This is a genomic window from Cohnella luojiensis (assembly GCF_004564235.1).
GTDB lineage: Bacteria > Bacillota > Bacilli > Paenibacillales > Paenibacillaceae > Cohnella > Cohnella luojiensis.
In genome coordinates this window covers 341522-358334 of sequence record NZ_SOMN01000001.1, presented here as the reverse complement: position 1 = coordinate 358334, position 16813 = coordinate 341522, and the positions used below count along the sequence as shown (strand labels likewise).

The window sequence follows — 16813 nt, the reverse complement described above, 5'->3', positions numbered from 1 at the left end:
ATATTCAACGCATGAAGTCGAGATTAGGAGTTGTTCGCAGAAGGTGCAAGCTTTTCCGACAAAAAGGAGTACGTAATGTGCCAATGGGAAGTGTCCCAAACGGATTGTCCGTCCTTCACCAAAATCGCTTGCGGAGAAGCATGTTTTACCCCTAATTGCTCGGCGATCGCATTGCTGACCGGACGAGCCTCGATGACGTGCACGATTGCATAATCGACCGGGTTAGCTTTGTCATCCTCAATGAAATGCATCAGCTCTTCATGCGCTCCCGCGCTAACCGAGCAGCTAGTGCTATGCTTAAATAGGAGCAAGGGTTTCTCTGAGCTGCTTTTCATTGCTTGATCCCACTGCTCTATCGTTGTAAGCTGTTGAATGTTTGCCATATTGATAGCCTCCTTCAGTTTCCATGTGCTAATCGTAGCAGAAAATGGTTTCCATCGCAAAGAAACGGGGGGAAATCTCCCCCCCCCCCCCCCGTCCCTTTCGCTATAATATGTATTGGGCGCTAAGCTGGGATAGCCGGCTTTGCAGCTCGGCCTTCCACCCCTCATCGTCCAGGGAAGAGGCGATCAACCAGAGATCCAGCAATTGATTGATTCGATCCTCGGCGGCTTTGGCGATTACTGTAGCTTGCAGCGAATCCGATACGTGCAAGGCCTGAGAAAGGACTCCAGCCCATTCATGTACTTGATCGAAGGGTATGTTGTGCGGTACCGGGCGGGTACCCAATTCGCCGACCAAGCGTCCGACATCTTCCTTCACGCCAGGAAACACGTCATTGCGTCCGCATTGGGAACAATTGAACACCGGGACATTGCTAATATTGACTTTTTTGGCAAAAATGACGGTGCGGAGCATGAGATTCATCTCTCCTCCGCAAGAACAGGATTTAAGCAACGGGAATCTCTCCTTATGAAAAAGAGCTTACCCGAAATATATTCGTTCCGAAGCCTTATTAATCCTGCTTATTTGCCGGTGTAATATCTGGAACTGCGTCTATTAAATAGGGTATAAAGGAGCATGACGAGCAATCCCGCGGCAACAGCGCCCATCCCATCGTGCAGCAAGTCCCGCGGATCTGGCGACCTCATCGGAACGTAAGCCTGATGCCATTCGTCCGTCAGTCCGTAAAGCAAACAGACCAAGACGTTAATCAAGACTCCGCTCCATGCAGCGGCCCGTTTTCCTAACGCGTACGCGACTGTTAGGCCCAGAATGAAGTAAGCCACGTAATGCATCGGATTGAAATCCGTTAACCCGGGCAACCACTTCTGCACCCAAGGCAGCACGCTGTCCAATTGGTCTCCGCTGCGCGAGGAGGAGATGAAGATGGCTGCCATGCAAAGCAATGCGGGTACATACCTCCATCTTTGCGACAATGGAACCCCCCCTCTCTCTATTCCTTCCAACGTGAAGGAAATCTCATGGTTTGGTACAATAGAGTTCTGAGTCATACTAAGCATTGGATTGGAGGACTTCGTAAAATGACAGCTTTCAAAAGAGTCGTATGCTTGCTGGACGACGAGTTTGAGGATTTGGAGCTTTGGTACCCGGTTTACCGTCTTCGGGAAGAAGGCGCGGAGGTTCTCTACGCCGGCCCCGAACAAGGACGGAAACACATCGGCAAGTACGGCGTGCCTGCCGTCGCGGATATTTCATACGACGAACTGGACGCGGATAAGTTCGATGGATTACTCGTGCCGGGAGGCTGGGCGCCGGACAAAATCCGCAGGGATGTCCGAGTGCTGGACTTCGTTCGCCGCATGAACGACGCGGGCAAGCCGATCGGACAAATCTGCCACGCGGGTTGGGTTCTCATCTCGGCCAAAATACTCGAGGGCAGAACCGTCACCTCAACTCCGGGAATTCGGGATGACATGGAGAACGCCGGGTCTACATGGATCGACGAAGCGGTCGTAATCGACGGGAACATCGTTTCCGCGCGTAGACCGCCCGATCTCCCGCCTTACGCGAAGGCATTCTGCGATTTGTTGTTCGGCCGTTAAGCATAAATCATATCATTGAATCGCGCCTCCATGCCGTCCGTCCGGGATTCCCGGACGAACGGCATGGAGGCACTTTGCTTATACGTCAACCGTTACATCAAGCGCTGAACGTTTCCCGGCGCCAGCGCGGCCTCCGCGTGGAACTGGTTAGCAAGCGCCCTTACTTCGCCTGCAGTCTTGCAACGGAACATTTCCTCAAGCAGCTTGCGGCTATCCGATGCTCTTGTTCTCAGCATGCTCTCCTTCACGGGCAATATCGCTTGCGCCGACAAGCTTAGCTCCTCGATGCCAAGCCCGAGCCAGATCGGGAGCGCATTCACGTCGCCGGCGATTTCCCCGCAAATACTCACCGGAATTCCTTGCGCTTTAGCCGCGTTCGTAACGGTGCGGATCATTCGCAGGATTGCAGGGTGATACGGCTCATACATATGGCTGATTTGCTCGTTCATCCGATCAACCGCCAACGTAAATTGGATCAGGTCATTCGTTCCGATGCTGAAGAAGGATACTTCTTCCGCCAATAGATCGGCGATGGCGACCGCTGCAGGCACTTCGACCATAATGCCCGCCTTGATGTCGGACCGGTGCGCTATTCCTTCTTCCGTTAATTCTCGCTTAGCCTCGGCTAACACTTCATTCGCTTCCCTGATCTCGTCAACGGAAGTAATGAGGGGATACATGATCTGAACGTCGCCGTAATAGGACGCGCGCAGAATGGCGCGCAGCTGCGTCTTGAACAGGTCCTTGCGCTCTAGACTGAATCGGATAGCCCGAAACCCCAGGAACGGGTTCTCTTCTTCCGGCAACTCGTAATAATCCAGTTGCTTATCACCGCCGATATCCAGAGTTCGGATGATCAGGGATTCCCCGTTCAGCTTCTGGGCAACGGACCTATATACCTCGAATTGCTCCTCCTCGGAAGGAAAACGGTTCCTATCCATATAGAGAAATTCCGTCCGGAACAGACCTACGCCCTCCGCTCCGTTGCTTAACGCAGCTTCAAGCTCCTTCAATGAGCTGATATTGGCCGCCAGCGTAAGCGACACGCCGTCTTGCGTGACGGATGGCACCTCTACGATCGTTAGCAACTGTTCTCGAAGCGCGATCTGACGCTTCCGCATCTCCGTGTAGCGGGACACCATCTCGGAAGTCGGATCCACTTGGAGCATTCCGGTTCCGCCATCGACAATCAGAAGATCCCCCGTTCCGATCGTCTGTTCCAGCTTTCCTTCGACGCCCATGACCATCGGGATACCGAACGCCCTCGCCATAATGGCGGAGTGCGACGTCGGACTTCCGACCATCGTGACTATTCCGAGCACGAGCTCCGGCTTCAAATGAACGAGCTGCGAAGGAGATAGCTCTCTAACGACCAGCACAAAGGGCTGGGTATCCTCCGGCAGCGCAATATCGGGCGCTCCGAGCAAATGCTTAAGCAGCCGGTTTCCTACGTCTTTAATGTCAAGAGCGCGTTCCTTCATGTATTCGTCGTCCAAGAGGTCGAACATCGTGACGAAGTGATCGATCGCTTCCTTGACCGCTACCTCGGCGACCTTATATTGCCTTTGAATGATTCCTTGGATTTCGTTCATGAACACCGGATCTTCCAGAATGGCCAAGTGAGCGTCGAATATGCTCGCTTCCTCGGAGCCGACGGCTTCGTCCAGCTCCGTCTTCATCTGATTGATCTCCGTTTTGGAGCGACGAATTCCCTCGTAGAGACGATCGAACTCCTTAGCCAAATCCGCCACGTCGATCTTCTGATCCGGCAGTTCCCATTCCCAGTGCGGAAGTACGAACGCTTTGCCTATTGCAATGCCTTGCGAGGCCCCCAGTGCTTTTATCATTTCTCCGCCCCCTTGTTCTCTCTATCGTTCACGACGACCGACATGACCGCGGCTTGCCCCTTCTTGACGGCCTTATACGGAGCGAATCGCCAAGATTTCACGATATCGCTGTTGGTAATGACCATCGGCGTGGCTAACGACTTCGCATGCTGCTTCAAGGTAGGAATATGGAATTTCAGAAGCGGCTGGCCGGGCGACACTTCGTCGCCTATCTTGACTAAGCTCGTAAAGCCTTTGCCTTCTAAGTGCGAGGTGTTGATGCCGACATGGAGCAGGACCTCCAAACCGTCTTTCGTCAGCAATCCGATCGCGTGCAGCGAAGGATGTATATGTATGATCTTACCTTGCACGGGAGCGACCAGCTCCCCTTTGTCGGGTATGAAAGCGACGCCTCTACCAACCAATCGCTGAGCAAAAATCGGATCATCGACCTCCTCCAGGGGAATCATCCTGCCTTGGACGGGAGAATGGAATTGAACCTGTTGGATGTCCGCTTGCATGTGCTTGTATATTTCTTCCCGTATCAATTCGGAGAAGGTACCGAACACGACCTGCACATGCCCGCCGCCCAGCCTGATGACTCCAGCCGCTCCAAGATGCCGCAGAGATTGGACGTCTACTTTCCGATCGTCCTCCAATGTCAACCGAAGGCGGGTAATGCATGCCTCGAGCCTGATCATATTTTCTTTGCCGCCAAGCGCCTGCAAGATCAAAGGCGCGCGATAAGGAATGTCACCCGCCCAATCGTCTAACCTCGTAGCGTCTTCGCGTCCGGGCGTTGCTAGCTGGAAGCGACGGATGCTCCAACGGAACATGACATAGTAGACGATTCCTACGGCAAGGCCGATCGGAAGCAAAAGCCAGCCTCTCTGGGCTAGCGGCATATTGACCAGGAATTCCAGAACTCCGGCCGAGAAAGTAAATCCATGGTGAATATCGAGCTCGTAAACGAACCACATGATTCCACCGGAGATTAGTGCATGGACAAGGAATAAATATGGGGCAACGAACAAGAAAGCAAATTCAACCGGCTCGGTAATCCCCGTCAGGAAGGAGCCCAGCGCGGCTGCCCGAAATTGTTTCCTAGTCTTCGGCTTCAGATCTTCGCGGGCTTCGTGAATGATCGCGAATGCGATAGCCGGAAGCGCGAACATCATCGTCGGATATAGCCCTGCCATAAAAATGCCTGCCGTAGGGTCCCCTGCGAAAAATCGGGGAAGGTCTCCGAAGTAAACAGCCCCGTTCGCTCCCTCATACTCCCCTACCTGGAACCAGAATAAATGGTTTAGCAGATGATGAAGCCCGAAAGCTACGAGAATTCGATGCAAAAATCCGTATAGGAAAATGCCAAAGCCGCCCGCGGAATAGACAAGGGTGCCAGCCGAGGCTGCCCAACTCCTCAAGCCCTCGCCTAGTCCGATCATGGTCCAGGCGAACGCGAGCGAGACAACGCTCATGAACAGCGGAACGAACCGGGATCCCCCGAGAAACTGCAAAAATTCCGGCAACTGAAACGATTTGAACCGGTCATGGGCCCATGCGGAAATAATGCCGATGACGGCGCCCGCGAACATGGAAGGCTGAACGCCGTTAGGATCGTAGGTATGGGTGACGATATGGAAAATAAACATCCCGGTAAGCGCGGCCATTCCGGCCGTTGCGGTCTGATTGGACATTCCCAGAGCTATGCCTATGGCGAACACGTAAGGAACGAAATGAAAGATAGCCATCCCCGCGGCGTTCAGCAATTCGGGTACTTGCGGCCATCCGAACGAATCCCACGGCAGCCGCGCGAGCATGAGAAATATGGCGGCGGCGGGAAGAACCGTCATCGGCAGCATCATCGCTCGTCCCAATCTCTGGAGATAGCCTATACCGTACAAGTAACCCCCTCCTTTCCGATGGAAAATAATGAATTCATTTTAAACGAAAGATATAGATAATCACAGATTTAGAACGCCGATATACCTCCTTCCAGCCGCTTCCTCTCCGCCCATTGCCTGATGAGATTACAAGGTGGAAATGGGCTACAAGAGGCGGACGTAAACTCTTACAGGAGGTATATCTCTGTTCTTTTTATGATTATCTATATACTCGTTTACATTTTAATTCAGCTATTTTACATTGCCTATTTTTTAATAAAAAGATTATTTACCATTCGGGAGGAGGATGGAGTCCTCTACCTTGATGCAGCGGTCCATGATAACGCGCAGGCCGCCTTCCGTGGCGATGGAGGCTGCTTCCTCATTGGATATGCCGAGTTGCAGCCATAGCACCTTAGCGCCGACTTCTACGGCTTCCGCGGCGATGGGGGGCGTGTGCTCGGGGCGGCGGAATACGTTAACGATATCGATCGGGACGGGAACGTCCTTCAGCGTAGGGTAGCTTGTTTCGCCTAATATCGAAGAAGCGTTGGGGTTGACCGGGATGATTCGATAACCTTTTTGCTGCATTGCTTCGGACACCATGTGCGAGGTTTTCGAAGGATCGTCGGATAGTCCAACTACGGCAATCGTCTGGGAATCCTGCAGAATCTGTTTGATCTCATCGCGAGACGGGTGAACGTATGCCATCGTTTATGGCCTCCCTTAAGTTGGTTGGATCCGGATTAGTCTACCCACTCTACTTGCGCGCCAAGCGACTTCAGGTGATCGAAATAGATCGGGTACGATTTGGCGACATGGTGCGCGTCCTTGATGCGGATCGGCCGAGCGGAACGCAAGCCTACGATCGTGAGCGCCATAATAACCCGGTGATCGAAGTGAGCGTCTATTTCCACGCCTCCCTCTACGCCCTCGGGTCGTCCATGGACGATAATTTCGTCTTGCTTTTCTTCGACGCGGGCACCCGCTTTGCGCAGCTCGGCTAAGTAGTCGGTAATGCGGTCGCACTCTTTATAACGCAGGTTTTCCACGTTATAGAACCGGGATGTTCCTTCCGCGAATACGGCTGCGGCGACCATGGCCAGCACGCCGTCGGTGAATTCGTCTCCGTCGAACTCGCCTGCTGTCAGGCGTCCGTTCCCTTTCACGTGGACGATTCCGTTCTCGTGGGTTAACGGGACGTTCATCGCGCGAAGCACGTCGACTACGGCGCGTTCGCCTTGCTTGCTGTTCTCCATGAGACGGTGAACGACCACATCGGATTCCGTGACCGATGCCGCCGCCAAAATGGCCGCCGAGCCGGGATAATCCCCCTGTACCGTATAGGTTTGAGCTTTGTACTTTTGCTTGCCGGGGATACGGTAATGCATCAGATCGGCGGAAGCCTCCACGATGATGCCCGCTTGCGCGAGTACTTCAAGCGTTTGGCCGATGACGACTTTAGACTTCAGATCGTGCAGCACTTCGATTTCGCTGTCCTCGTCCAGAAGAGGAGTCAGGAACAGAAGCGAGCTTAGGAACTGGGAGCTGACGTTGCCGGACACCTGTATTTTGCCGCCGCGCGGATTGCCGCCCTTGATCGTCATCGGCAGCCGTCCGTTCTGGTGCTCGATGGTTACGCCCATGCTTTCTAGAGCGATGATCAGATCGTCATGCGGCCGTTTGCCAAGGGATTCCGGGTAAGCATTCACGAAACGAACTTCCGGCAGCAAGGCGGCGACGGACATGATAAAGCGCAGAACCGCACCCGCATTCCCTACGTTTAATTCCTTGGCAGCCCGCGGATGGCGGCCGAATCCGGTGATGACGATTTTCTCGGGATCCTCTTCCACTACTGCTCCTAAATCGCGGATGCAGCGTCGCATCGCTTCTCCGTCCTCGCTGTGCGCCGGATAAAGAATCGTGCTCGTCCCTTCCGCCAACGCGGATACGAGCAAATAACGGGTCGTATAATTTTTCGAGGATAACGCTTGAATTTCGCCCTTAAGCTTGCCTGTAGGGGTGACGATCATATCCATGAATGAACACGCTCCTTGAAAATTATGTATGTATTAAATATCCTAATCCAACTCCGGAAGCGGTGAAGACAAATCCTCCGACGTAGGTTGCGACCAAATAGAAAACTAGCGTCCGCTTAGGTCCCTTCGCGAACATAGTAGCTTTCTGCACGTTTAACGTGGAATAAGTCGTGAACCCGCCCAGTATTCCTATTCCAGCAATCGCGTATATCTCTAAATGCTCTTGCTCAAGCTGGAGTCCTATGAACACGCCCATGGCGAGCGATCCCGTCAGGTTAACGAATAACGTTCCGTAGAAGCCCGGCTTCCCATTGGCTGTGGCCAAGCGTCCGATTCCATAACGGAGGAGCGTTCCGATCGACCCGCCGAATCCGACTAAGAGGGCTGACCATAAGGTGTTCATAAGGGTTTACCTCTTCCCCATCGTAATCCGACCATCGCGAGCAGCCATCCGCCTACTGCGCTCAGCAACAGGTAAGACATCGCTTGAGCGTAAGCATGATGCTCCCATAGTTGCCACATTTGCCCGTTAAAGGCGCTGAAGGTCGTAAAGGAGCCTAGAAAACCCGTACCGAACACCTCTCCCAGCCAAGCGAGATCATTCCTGCGCATTAGCCATCCGGTCAATGAACCAAGCAAGAAGGAGCCCGACAAGTTGATGAATAGCGTAGCCCATGGAAAACCGGTCGAACCCGCATCGTACGGAAATAGAAATCCTGCCCCGTAGCGAGCGACAGCTCCAAGAAAGCCGGCAATAGCTATTCCAATTGCGATTTTCATCGTTTCCTCCGCCCTTGCATTGACAGCCCTATGCGCAGTTTCTTATGATGAACCTATATTCTCAGGAAAGGTTGGCCGATTATGAGCTCCTATACGACCATTACAGTCGAAGAATTAAAATCGCGGCTAGATGCCGGAGAACGAATCCATCTGATCGATGTTCGCGAGGACGAGGAAGTCGCGCAAGGCATGATTCCCGGAGCCGTTCATATGCCTCTAGGTCAAGTTCCCCATAAACTAGATCAGATTCCTAAGGATGAAGAAGTCATCTTCATCTGCCGCAGCGGTTATCGCAGCGATCAAGCCTGCCAATACTTATCGTCCCTTGGATTTAAGGGGACAACCAATCTCGTTGGCGGCATGCTTGCTTGGACCAATCTTCCTTAATTCCGCGATTGAGGTAACCAACGCATAAGCATCTCCGCAACTTCCGCAGGCGATCGGTTGGACGTGTCCACCATCGCGTGCGCGAAGTCGTAGGCATTTCTCCTCGTCTCTAGCAAGACCCTGACTCGATCTTCCGCGTCACCTTCCAAGAGCGGTCTTGTCCCTGCAGCGACTGCGCTCGTCACGCGGCGGATCAAGCTCATCTTATCCGCCGTAAGCGCGATAACCCATCCCCCGGACATCATCGCGCGCCGATTACTCTCCCGCAACACGGCTCCGCCGCCGGTAGCTACTACTTGCTTGCCTCTGACTAGCACATCTTCCAGTACCCGACTCTCCCAATCGCGAAAGGCCTGCTCTCCGTCCTCGGAAAACATTTGTTTGATGGTACGCCCGGCTAATCTTTCGATTTCCTCGTCCGTATCCTTACTCTCCCAACCTAGACGCTCGGACAACAAACGGCTTACCGTCGATTTGCCCGTGCCCATGAAGCCGACAATGATGATGTTGCGACTTGAGTCGTTTCCGTTCAAAAGAAGCTCCCCATTCCGTCTCTTTACGCTTTTTCACGATCAGAAAGTAAAAATATCAATGTCGTTTTACTCATCTAATCGCTCGATACAAACGTTTACCAACGTCCCAAGGACGTCGAAGCCGTTTTACTTGTATCATAGCATACCGATCCTAAGGTATAAAACGGCGAATTTATCCGTAACTTTGATAGTGTACAACCACTTCGTTCGATAAAGGTGATGCTGCAATTGGATAATCATCGAACCGCTCCGAAAGAGCAACCGCTCCGCCACCTGCTCGACCCCTCTTACCCGTTATGCCGGGAAGATGTACTGTGGGCGCTTGGCTTCATTAAGAAAAAAGTGGCCGACAGAGCTCCCGAATGGTCGGGGCTCGATCGGCCACAGCTTCTTGCCCATTTTGCCTGTTTCGCGGATATGGCCTTGTTGCTTCTTCATCGGCGCAGCCCAAGCAGCCACGAAACCGCCTGCTTCCGCTCGATGCTAAGCGAACTTCTGCCGCGCGACTAACTTAAGAATTCATCCAGTTGTGGTGGAAGGAGCCTTCTTTGTCCAAGCGCTTGAACGTATGGGCTCCGAAGTAATCGCGTTGAGCTTGAAGCAGATTAGCCGGCAAGCGTTCCGAACGGTAGCTATCGTAATAAGCGATAGCGCTCGCGAACGAAGGCACCGGGATACCGTAAGCGATAGCCGTGGATACGACTTCGCGCCAAGCGTCTTGATAGGCTTCCACAACGCCTTTGAAGTACTCGTCCAGCAGCAGGTTGCGAAGCTGCGGTTCGCGGTCATAGGCGTCTTTGATGTTCTGCAGGAAACGGGCGCGAATGATACAGCCGCCGCGGAAGATCATCGCGATATCGCCATAACGCAGATTCCATCCGTATTCCTCGGATGCGGCGCGCATTTGAGCGAAGCCTTGCGCGTAGGAACAAATTTTACTCGCGAACAATGCTTTGCGTACGCTCTCGATGAACGCGGCTTTGTCGCCTTGGAAAGGCTTGGTCCGAGGTCCTTTAAGCACCTTGCTTGCGGCTACGCGCTCTTCCTTCATCGCGGAGAGGAAACGGGAGAACACGGATTCCGTGATAATGGAAAGCGGAACGCCCAAGTCGAGGGCGCTTTGGCTCGTCCATTTGCCGGTTCCTTTTTGTCCTGCCGCATCCAGGATCACGTCGACCATCGGTTTGCCGGTCTCAGGATCCTTCTGAGCGAAGATATCGGTCGTGATTTCGATCAGATAGCTGTCCAGCTCGCCTTTGTTCCACTCGGAGAAGATGCTGTGAAGCTCGTCGGTGGAAACGCCGAGAACGTCCTTCAGCAATTGGTAAGCTTCGCAAATGAGCTGCATATCTCCGTACTCGATACCGTTATGTACCATTTTGACATAGTGTCCCGCGCCGTCCGGTCCAATGTATGTACAGCAAGGATCCCCGTTTACTTTAGCGGAAATTCCCGTCAAGATCGGCTCTACGAGACGGTAAGCCTCTTCGGGGCCGCCCGGCATGATTGACGGGCCTTTAAGCGCGCCTTCTTCGCCGCCGGATACGCCGGTTCCGATGAAATGGAAGCCTTGCGCCTTCAAATCGTTGCTGCGGCGCTGCGTGTCAGGGAAATAGGCGTTGCCGCCGTCGATAATGATATCGCCTTGATCCAGATGCGGAATAAGCGATTCGATCGTTGCATCCGTTCCCGTTCCCGCTTGGACCATGATCAGAATTTTGCGAGGCTTCTCGAGGGATTTCACGAACTCTTCTACCGAGTAAGTTGCGACGAGTTTCTTGCCTTGTCCATCCGTATTCAACAAATCGTCCGTCTTTTCTCTCGAACGGTTATATACCGCAACGGTATATCCGCGGCTTTCGATATTAAGAGCAAGATTACGACCCATGACGGCTAAGCCGACTACGCCAATGTTTGCATTCGACATGATTTTCTTCATCCTTTAGTACAAAATTTTCGCAATACGATTATTGTACTCTTTTTGCTTGAAGATGAAAACCTTCATTTGATTTTCCAATAGCCTCCATATTTTCTCTTGCTTTTTTTCTTTACTTATCATTTAATAGTAAATATAAAATATAAAGGGATGTGTGAATGATGGCAGCAAACAATTGGGTTCTTGACAAATCGCACAGCGGTATTACCTTCAGCGTGCGTCACATGATGATTACGAACGTTCGAGGAAGCTTTAACGAATTCGACGCCGTCGTATCCGCGGATCCAGACAACCTCTCCTCCTTGGAAGCAACGATCACGATCGACGTAAACAGCATCAATACCAAGGACGAAGGACGCGACGGACACTTGAAATCCCCCGATTTCTTCAATGCCGAACAGTTCCCGAGCATCGTTTTCAAGAAGACGGCTCTCGAATCCAAAGGCGGAGAAGATTATAAGCTGACCGGCGATATTACGATTGCCGGCGTTACCAAATCCATCACGCTCAATACCGAAATCGCCGGTCCTGCCAAAGATCCTTGGGGCAATATCAAATTCGGCGTCATTGCCGACGGAGTAATCAACCGCTCCGAATTCGGACTTACTTACAACGCGGCTCTTGAAACGGGCGGAATCCTGATCGGCGACGCGATCAAAGTACACGTCGAGTTGGAATTCGCACAAGCGTAATCATTCAACTAATACTACCGAAATAACGCGAAAGAGGAGCGTCCCCATACACGGGAAGCTCCTCTTTCCTATTCTATAGGTTTCACTCTGGACGTTACAGTTCCAATAGAAGCATTTCCGTGCGCATGCCCTTTAGCCTTGATTTGCTCGCTTCGACAGTCTCGGACCAATCGTTGGCGAGCGCTTCGTGAAGCACAGCTAGTTCGTAATCGATTTCAAGACGCAATACGCCCGCTCGATGCTCGGCTCTCTTCGATTTAAACGCCTGCACCATGTCTTCCACTGTAACCTGCGGTCTTTTTTGAAATATGATCCGATGTTCCATGCCGGACACCTCCACGAGACGGATAATTTCACCGAACATGATATTCTCTATCCTAAGCACTTGACGGTCTTGAAACCTTTTTACGACGGCGTGGCCGCGGGAGTCCCCTATGAGCTTCTCGATCCATAACGCCAGCTTTTCATCCTTGACCAGGTAATCTCCTACCATTTTGTAACGATTGAGCACCCTTAGGAATCTCAGCTTCAGCAACTTGCGTCCGGTCCTGACGGATACGATGAATTGGTGATCGCTTTCGTTCCAGTACAACGAATAACCTTCCTGGATCAGCTCCCGGATCAGATTCTGAATTTGACGGCGATCAAAACGAAGCTCCAGGTTGCAATATTCCACTTCATGACTGCGGTTCACGGCCATCCCCCCTCCTGCACTAATCGCATGGCTTGAGATATTGACCGAATTATCTGAATATTGTTGCTTACTTCTATCTTATACTCCATCTTATGTTCTGGCAACTTGGTTTCTTGACTATTTTCACTCCTATTTTTTACACAACGAACCCAAATCAGAAACGGAACCGGGATAAGTCTCGCTAATCACCCTTACATTGCGCGGAACTTGCGTACATGTTAAACTCGCGTGACGAGCATCAAACCTTTAACAACAAACATTAGCAAGGAGAATTCATCAATGAGCGCAGCTGTAACCGACGTATTCAACGGATTTAACGATAGCGACTTCGAGGTATTCGAGATTGAAGGGCTCGAGTCTCGTATGGATGCGTTAATTTCCAGAGTAAGGCCGAAGTTCCACGAGCTTGGAGAACGCGTTTCAAAATCTCTCGGAGAATTGTGCGATGATGAGATGTTTACCCACGTGGCCAAACATGCGAGAAGGACGGTTAACCCCCCGAACGACTCATGGGTCGCTTTCGCCCACAACAAGCGGGGGTACAAAGCCCATCCGCATTTCCAGATTGGTTTGTGGTCCACGCATGTGTTCGTGCAATTTGCCATCATCTATGAATGCCCGAACAAGAACGTTTTCGCTGAACGAGCGTTGAACGAGCTGGATTCCATTCGCAAATCCGTGCCGGCTCACTTCGTGTGGTCGAAGGATCATATGGTGCCGACCGGACTCACGCATGGCGACTTATCGGACGAAGATCTGGCGGAGTTGATGTCGCGGTTGAAATCAGTGAAAGCAGCCGAATTGACCTGCGGCATTCATATTCAGCGCGGAGATCCTCTTCTTGCGGACGGCGAAGCCTTCTTGCATCGAGTGGATGAGACTTTCCGTACGCTGCTTCCTTTATATCGGATGGCGTTTGCGTAAAGTCATACTACAAAAAGGGGATGTTCCGTAAGGTCATAAAGACCGTGCGGAACATCCCCTTTTCGTTATGTCGCGATTTTATTGCGCAGCAACTTCGCGAACCGTTGCAGCCACCGTTTTACGCTGGCGAGCGGACTTGCGGAAGTAAAGCAGCTCATAAATACATGGAACGATAAGCAACGTCAGCAAGGTGGAGACGACCAAGCCGCCTATTACGACGATGGCAAGGCTTTGGGAAACGATGCTTCCGCTTTCCGATGAGCCGAACACAAGAGGCAGCATAGCGCCAACGGTAGCGATGGCCGTCATCAGAATCGGACGCATGCGCGTTCCCGCCGCTTCCAACAACGATTCGCGAATCGTCATTTTATCTTCGTTATGCTTCACGCGATCTATAAGTACGATTGCGTTCGTTACGACGATTCCAATGAGCATGACCACCCCGAAGATCGCGGTAAAGTCAGGCGATACTCCGGTAACGATTAAGCCTAACACGGCACCGATCGGTACGAAGAGAATGGATGTCATAATGGCTAGAGGAGCACGTAATGTTTTGAAAGTAATAACCATGATCAAGTACACGATTCCGATAGATACGAGCATCATCATAAACAAGCTCGTCATATCGGCCGATTGATCCGCGGAAGCACCGCCGACGAACAGCTTCACGCCTTCCGGCGGCTTCACGTCGGCCAATACTTTCTTGATTTCGGCGCCTGCCTTTGACAATTGGGAAGGTTCTACGGAAGCCGACACCCGGACATAGCTTTTGCCGTCTTTATGGTAGAAAGTCGTGGGTTGCTCGGCTTTAACCCACTTGGCCACGCTCGATACCGGCTTTGGACCGGAATCGGTCATGACGGTAAGAGAGGAAAGATCGCTTTCCGATTTCGGTTTTAAAGAAGGTTCGAGCAGCACTTGAACCGATTGTCCGTCAACGTTAATCGCACCCACTGGGACAGGATTCAGCATGCCTTGCAGCTGCATCGCGATATCTCCAGCCTTCGCCTCGGTAGGGTTAACCTCCAGCGTATAGACCGTTTTCTTCTCTTCCTGGTTGCTTTCCACTTTCAGAACGTCTTTTACGGGTTTGATCTTGGCAATAACCTCATCCGCGGTTTTGCTGATGGCATCCAGATTATCGCCGGTAACATCAACGAAAACTTGGGTGGAGCTGCCGCCTGTCAAGAAAGTTCCCGTTCCCGTATTGATTTCGGCGCCGGGATAGTTGTCGCGTTCGGCTTTAACGGCTTCCATGACTTTCTCGGCATCCGCGCCTGGCTTCATTTTCATCATGTAAGAGACAAGGGTTGGAGAAGATACCGAGCCATATTTAGCCGCGTCGGCGCTATTGCCATTAGCTAAAGTAACCCATTCCACTTCTTCCCTTTTCATCAAGAAGGCTTCGAGTTTGCTGCCGTTCTCCATGACTTCCGAAACAGGAGTATCCGGTTTGTATTCCAGGCTGACGTTAAGATTCTCGGCGCTCGAAGAATCGATCGCGCCTTTAGGAAGAGACATATAAGTAGCGATGGAACCGATCAGAAGCAAGAATGCTGCGGTAATCGGCAGCCATTTGTGACGCAGGTTCCATTCGAGCAGCTTTACGAAACGCTTGGAAGGCTGATGTTCTTTAATCTGCGAATTCTTAAGCACTCCGGCGCTCATGAGCGGGATGATCGTCAAAGCGACGAGTAGAGAAGATAATAGAGAGTACGTCATCGTTAATGCGAACGGGAGCAGGAACGCTTGCAGACCGCCTCTAAGTAAACTCATCGGCAAGAATACAGCTATGGTGGTAAGCGTAGATGCCGTAATGGCTCTAGCAACCTCTTTCGTCGCATCGGTGATCAATTCAGCCGAGAACTTCTCTTTCTGCAGACGGCGGAAAATATTTTCGATAACGACGATACTATCATCGACCAACCGTCCAACCGCGACCGCTACGCCGCCAAGCGTTAGAATGTTAAGCGTGATTCCCGACATATCGAGCAGGTATAGCGTCATGGCCAAGGACAACGGAATGGAGACGATCGTTACCAATGTAGCCCTTATGTTGCGCATGAAGATCAGAATAACGATTGTAGCGAACAACGCGCCAAGAAGAACTTCCCTCATCATGCTATTTACGGAATGAACGACTTGCTCGGACGTGCTGATCATTATTTTCATGTTGACGGATTTGTTTTCTTCATTAAACGCCTTGATAACTTCGTCTACGCCTTCTCCGACTTTGACCGCATTGGAGTTAGCTCCCTTGGAGATAACGAACTCTAATGCGTCCTTGCCGTCGATGCGGAACGTGCTTTCCTTGGCATCGTCGAACGTCACGTCCGCGACGTCGCCGAGCTTCACGCCTTCGGCTACCGGAAGCTTCTTCACGGATTCCACATCCTGCAAACTAGCGGATACGTTCAAGTTGACGATCTGGCCGTCCAATGTGCTTTCCCCTACGGAAGCCGAAGCATCGCGTCCTTGAAGGACTCCGTATAGAGTTTGAAGAGGAATCCCTTTAGCAGCCAACTTCGCCGCATCCGGAACGATGCTAACCTTTGGCTGGGATTTACCCGACAATTGAACCTCGCCTACGCCATCGATAGCTCGAAACGCATCCATAACATCCTGTTCCAACGCTTCTTTCTGAGCATCGCTCAGGCCATCGTCGAAAGTGAGCGTCACGAATGAGATCGGAATCATCGAGGTATTGAATTGCACCACGTAAGGAGGAGAAACGTTATCCGGAAGCTGTACGGAATTAACCGCCTTTTCGACCTCCAGCTTTGCTTCTTTCATGTCCGTATTGGCATCGAAATTCAGGTTGACCTGGGAGAAGCCGTCCCCCGACGAGGAGAAGACGTTCGTTTTCCCTTTGATCGCGGACAAGGATTTCTCCAGCGGTCCCGTAACCTCTCTGTCCATCGATGAAGCGTCGTAACCCGGTCCGATGACGGATACGGTCACCTGCGGATTATCCGCCTCCGGCAGAAACTCCATCGGAAGCTTCGTGTAGCTTAGAATTCCCATGGCTAGTACCATAATCACGATGATGATCATGGCTGCTTTGTTGCGAAATGCTCCGTTAATAATACTTTTCACTTGTTTTTCCCCTTCCA

General features: G+C 51.9%; 18 protein-coding genes. 5 read left to right on the top strand and 13 right to left on the bottom strand.

Going from position 1 to position 16813, the window contains the following annotated elements; all coding sequences use genetic code 11:
- Window positions 1–23: 23 nt before the first annotated feature.
- The 3 genes from ytxJ to E2980_RS01680 form a co-directional block, all read right to left on the bottom strand.
- A complete protein-coding gene (ytxJ, locus tag E2980_RS01690; RefSeq protein ID WP_135150372.1) occupies window positions 24–383 on the bottom strand; it encodes a bacillithiol system redox-active protein YtxJ in 360 nt (119 codons plus the stop codon).
- A gap of 103 nt (window positions 384–486) precedes the next feature.
- On the bottom strand, window positions 487–897 hold the full coding sequence (locus tag E2980_RS01685) for a hypothetical protein (protein WP_135150371.1): 411 nt from the start codon (window positions 895–897) through the stop codon (window positions 487–489).
- Between the two features lie 68 nt (window positions 898–965).
- Complete coding sequence (locus E2980_RS01680; protein WP_240702800.1) at window positions 966–1379, bottom strand: VanZ family protein; 414 nt, start codon at window positions 1377–1379, stop codon at window positions 966–968.
- Between the two features lie 105 nt (window positions 1380–1484).
- Here E2980_RS01680 and E2980_RS01675 point away from each other — a divergent pair, with 105 nt between their 5' ends.
- Window positions 1485–2006, top strand: a complete 522-nt coding sequence (locus E2980_RS01675) for a type 1 glutamine amidotransferase domain-containing protein (protein ID WP_135150369.1) — start codon at window positions 1485–1487, stop codon at window positions 2004–2006.
- A gap of 92 nt (window positions 2007–2098) precedes the next feature.
- Here E2980_RS01675 and ptsP read toward each other — a convergent pair whose 3' ends face one another.
- The 6 genes from ptsP to E2980_RS01645 form a co-directional block, all read right to left on the bottom strand.
- Complete coding sequence (ptsP, locus tag E2980_RS01670; RefSeq protein WP_135150368.1) at window positions 2099–3853, bottom strand: phosphoenolpyruvate--protein phosphotransferase; 1755 nt, start codon at window positions 3851–3853, stop codon at window positions 2099–2101.
- Window positions 3850–5697 carry a glucose PTS transporter subunit IIA gene (locus E2980_RS01665; protein ID WP_420808598.1) on the bottom strand — a complete coding sequence of 616 codons (1848 nt, stop codon included), beginning with the start codon at window positions 5695–5697 and terminating at the stop codon, window positions 3850–3852. The genes ptsP and E2980_RS01665 overlap by 4 nt, the downstream gene beginning before the upstream one ends.
- A gap of 303 nt (window positions 5698–6000) precedes the next feature.
- On the bottom strand, window positions 6001–6426 hold the full coding sequence (locus tag E2980_RS01660; RefSeq protein ID WP_135150366.1) for a CoA-binding protein: 426 nt from the start codon (window positions 6424–6426) through the stop codon (window positions 6001–6003).
- Between the two features lie 35 nt (window positions 6427–6461).
- Window positions 6462–7754 carry a 3-phosphoshikimate 1-carboxyvinyltransferase gene (gene aroA, locus E2980_RS01655; protein WP_135150365.1) on the bottom strand — a complete coding sequence of 431 codons (1293 nt, stop codon included), beginning with the start codon at window positions 7752–7754 and terminating at the stop codon, window positions 6462–6464.
- 22 nt (window positions 7755–7776) lie between these two features.
- A complete protein-coding gene (locus E2980_RS01650; RefSeq protein WP_135150364.1) occupies window positions 7777–8157 on the bottom strand; it encodes a fluoride efflux transporter FluC in 381 nt (126 codons plus the stop codon).
- Window positions 8154–8534, bottom strand: coding sequence for a fluoride efflux transporter FluC (locus tag E2980_RS01645; RefSeq protein WP_135150363.1), 381 nt, complete (start codon window positions 8532–8534; stop codon window positions 8154–8156). Before E2980_RS01645 ends, E2980_RS01650 begins: the two co-directional genes overlap by 4 nt.
- An 81-nt stretch (window positions 8535–8615) precedes the next feature.
- Here E2980_RS01645 and E2980_RS01640 point away from each other — a divergent pair, with 81 nt between their 5' ends.
- Entirely contained in the window at window positions 8616–8921 is a 306-nt protein-coding gene (locus E2980_RS01640; protein ID WP_135150362.1) for a rhodanese-like domain-containing protein, read from the top strand.
- Here the strand turns inward: E2980_RS01640 and E2980_RS01635 are convergent.
- Complete coding sequence (locus E2980_RS01635) at window positions 8918–9454, bottom strand: shikimate kinase (RefSeq protein WP_276322221.1); 537 nt, start codon at window positions 9452–9454, stop codon at window positions 8918–8920. The two genes, E2980_RS01640 and E2980_RS01635, sit on opposite strands and share 4 nt — an antisense overlap.
- Window positions 9455–9682: 228 nt before the next feature.
- On the opposite strand from E2980_RS01635, the gene E2980_RS01630 reads away from it, so the two are divergent.
- Window positions 9683–9964, top strand: coding sequence for a hypothetical protein (locus tag E2980_RS01630; protein ID WP_167746939.1), 282 nt, complete (start codon window positions 9683–9685; stop codon window positions 9962–9964).
- A 1-nt stretch (window position 9965) separates the two neighbouring features.
- Here E2980_RS01630 and gndA read toward each other — a convergent pair whose 3' ends face one another.
- Complete coding sequence (gndA, locus tag E2980_RS01625) at window positions 9966–11381, bottom strand: NADP-dependent phosphogluconate dehydrogenase (protein WP_135150360.1); 1416 nt, start codon at window positions 11379–11381, stop codon at window positions 9966–9968.
- Between the two features lie 170 nt (window positions 11382–11551).
- Between gndA and E2980_RS01620 the strand changes: the two genes are divergently transcribed.
- Window positions 11552–12082 carry a YceI family protein gene (locus E2980_RS01620; RefSeq protein WP_135150359.1) on the top strand — a complete coding sequence of 177 codons (531 nt, stop codon included), beginning with the start codon at window positions 11552–11554 and terminating at the stop codon, window positions 12080–12082.
- A gap of 94 nt (window positions 12083–12176) precedes the next feature.
- On the opposite strand, the gene E2980_RS01615 is transcribed toward E2980_RS01620, so the two are convergent.
- Window positions 12177–12776: a hypothetical protein gene (locus E2980_RS01615; protein WP_135150358.1), complete on the bottom strand. Its 600-nt coding sequence runs from the start codon at window positions 12774–12776 to the stop codon at window positions 12177–12179.
- Window positions 12777–13055: 279 nt separating this feature from the next.
- On the opposite strand from E2980_RS01615, the gene E2980_RS01610 reads away from it, so the two are divergent.
- Entirely contained in the window at window positions 13056–13700 is a 645-nt protein-coding gene (locus E2980_RS01610; protein ID WP_135150357.1) for a YktB family protein, read from the top strand.
- A 78-nt stretch (window positions 13701–13778) separates the two neighbouring features.
- On the opposite strand, the gene E2980_RS01605 is transcribed toward E2980_RS01610, so the two are convergent.
- Window positions 13779–16796, bottom strand: coding sequence for an efflux RND transporter permease subunit (locus E2980_RS01605; protein WP_276322220.1), 3018 nt, complete (start codon window positions 16794–16796; stop codon window positions 13779–13781).
- Window positions 16797–16813: the final 17 nt, after the last annotated feature.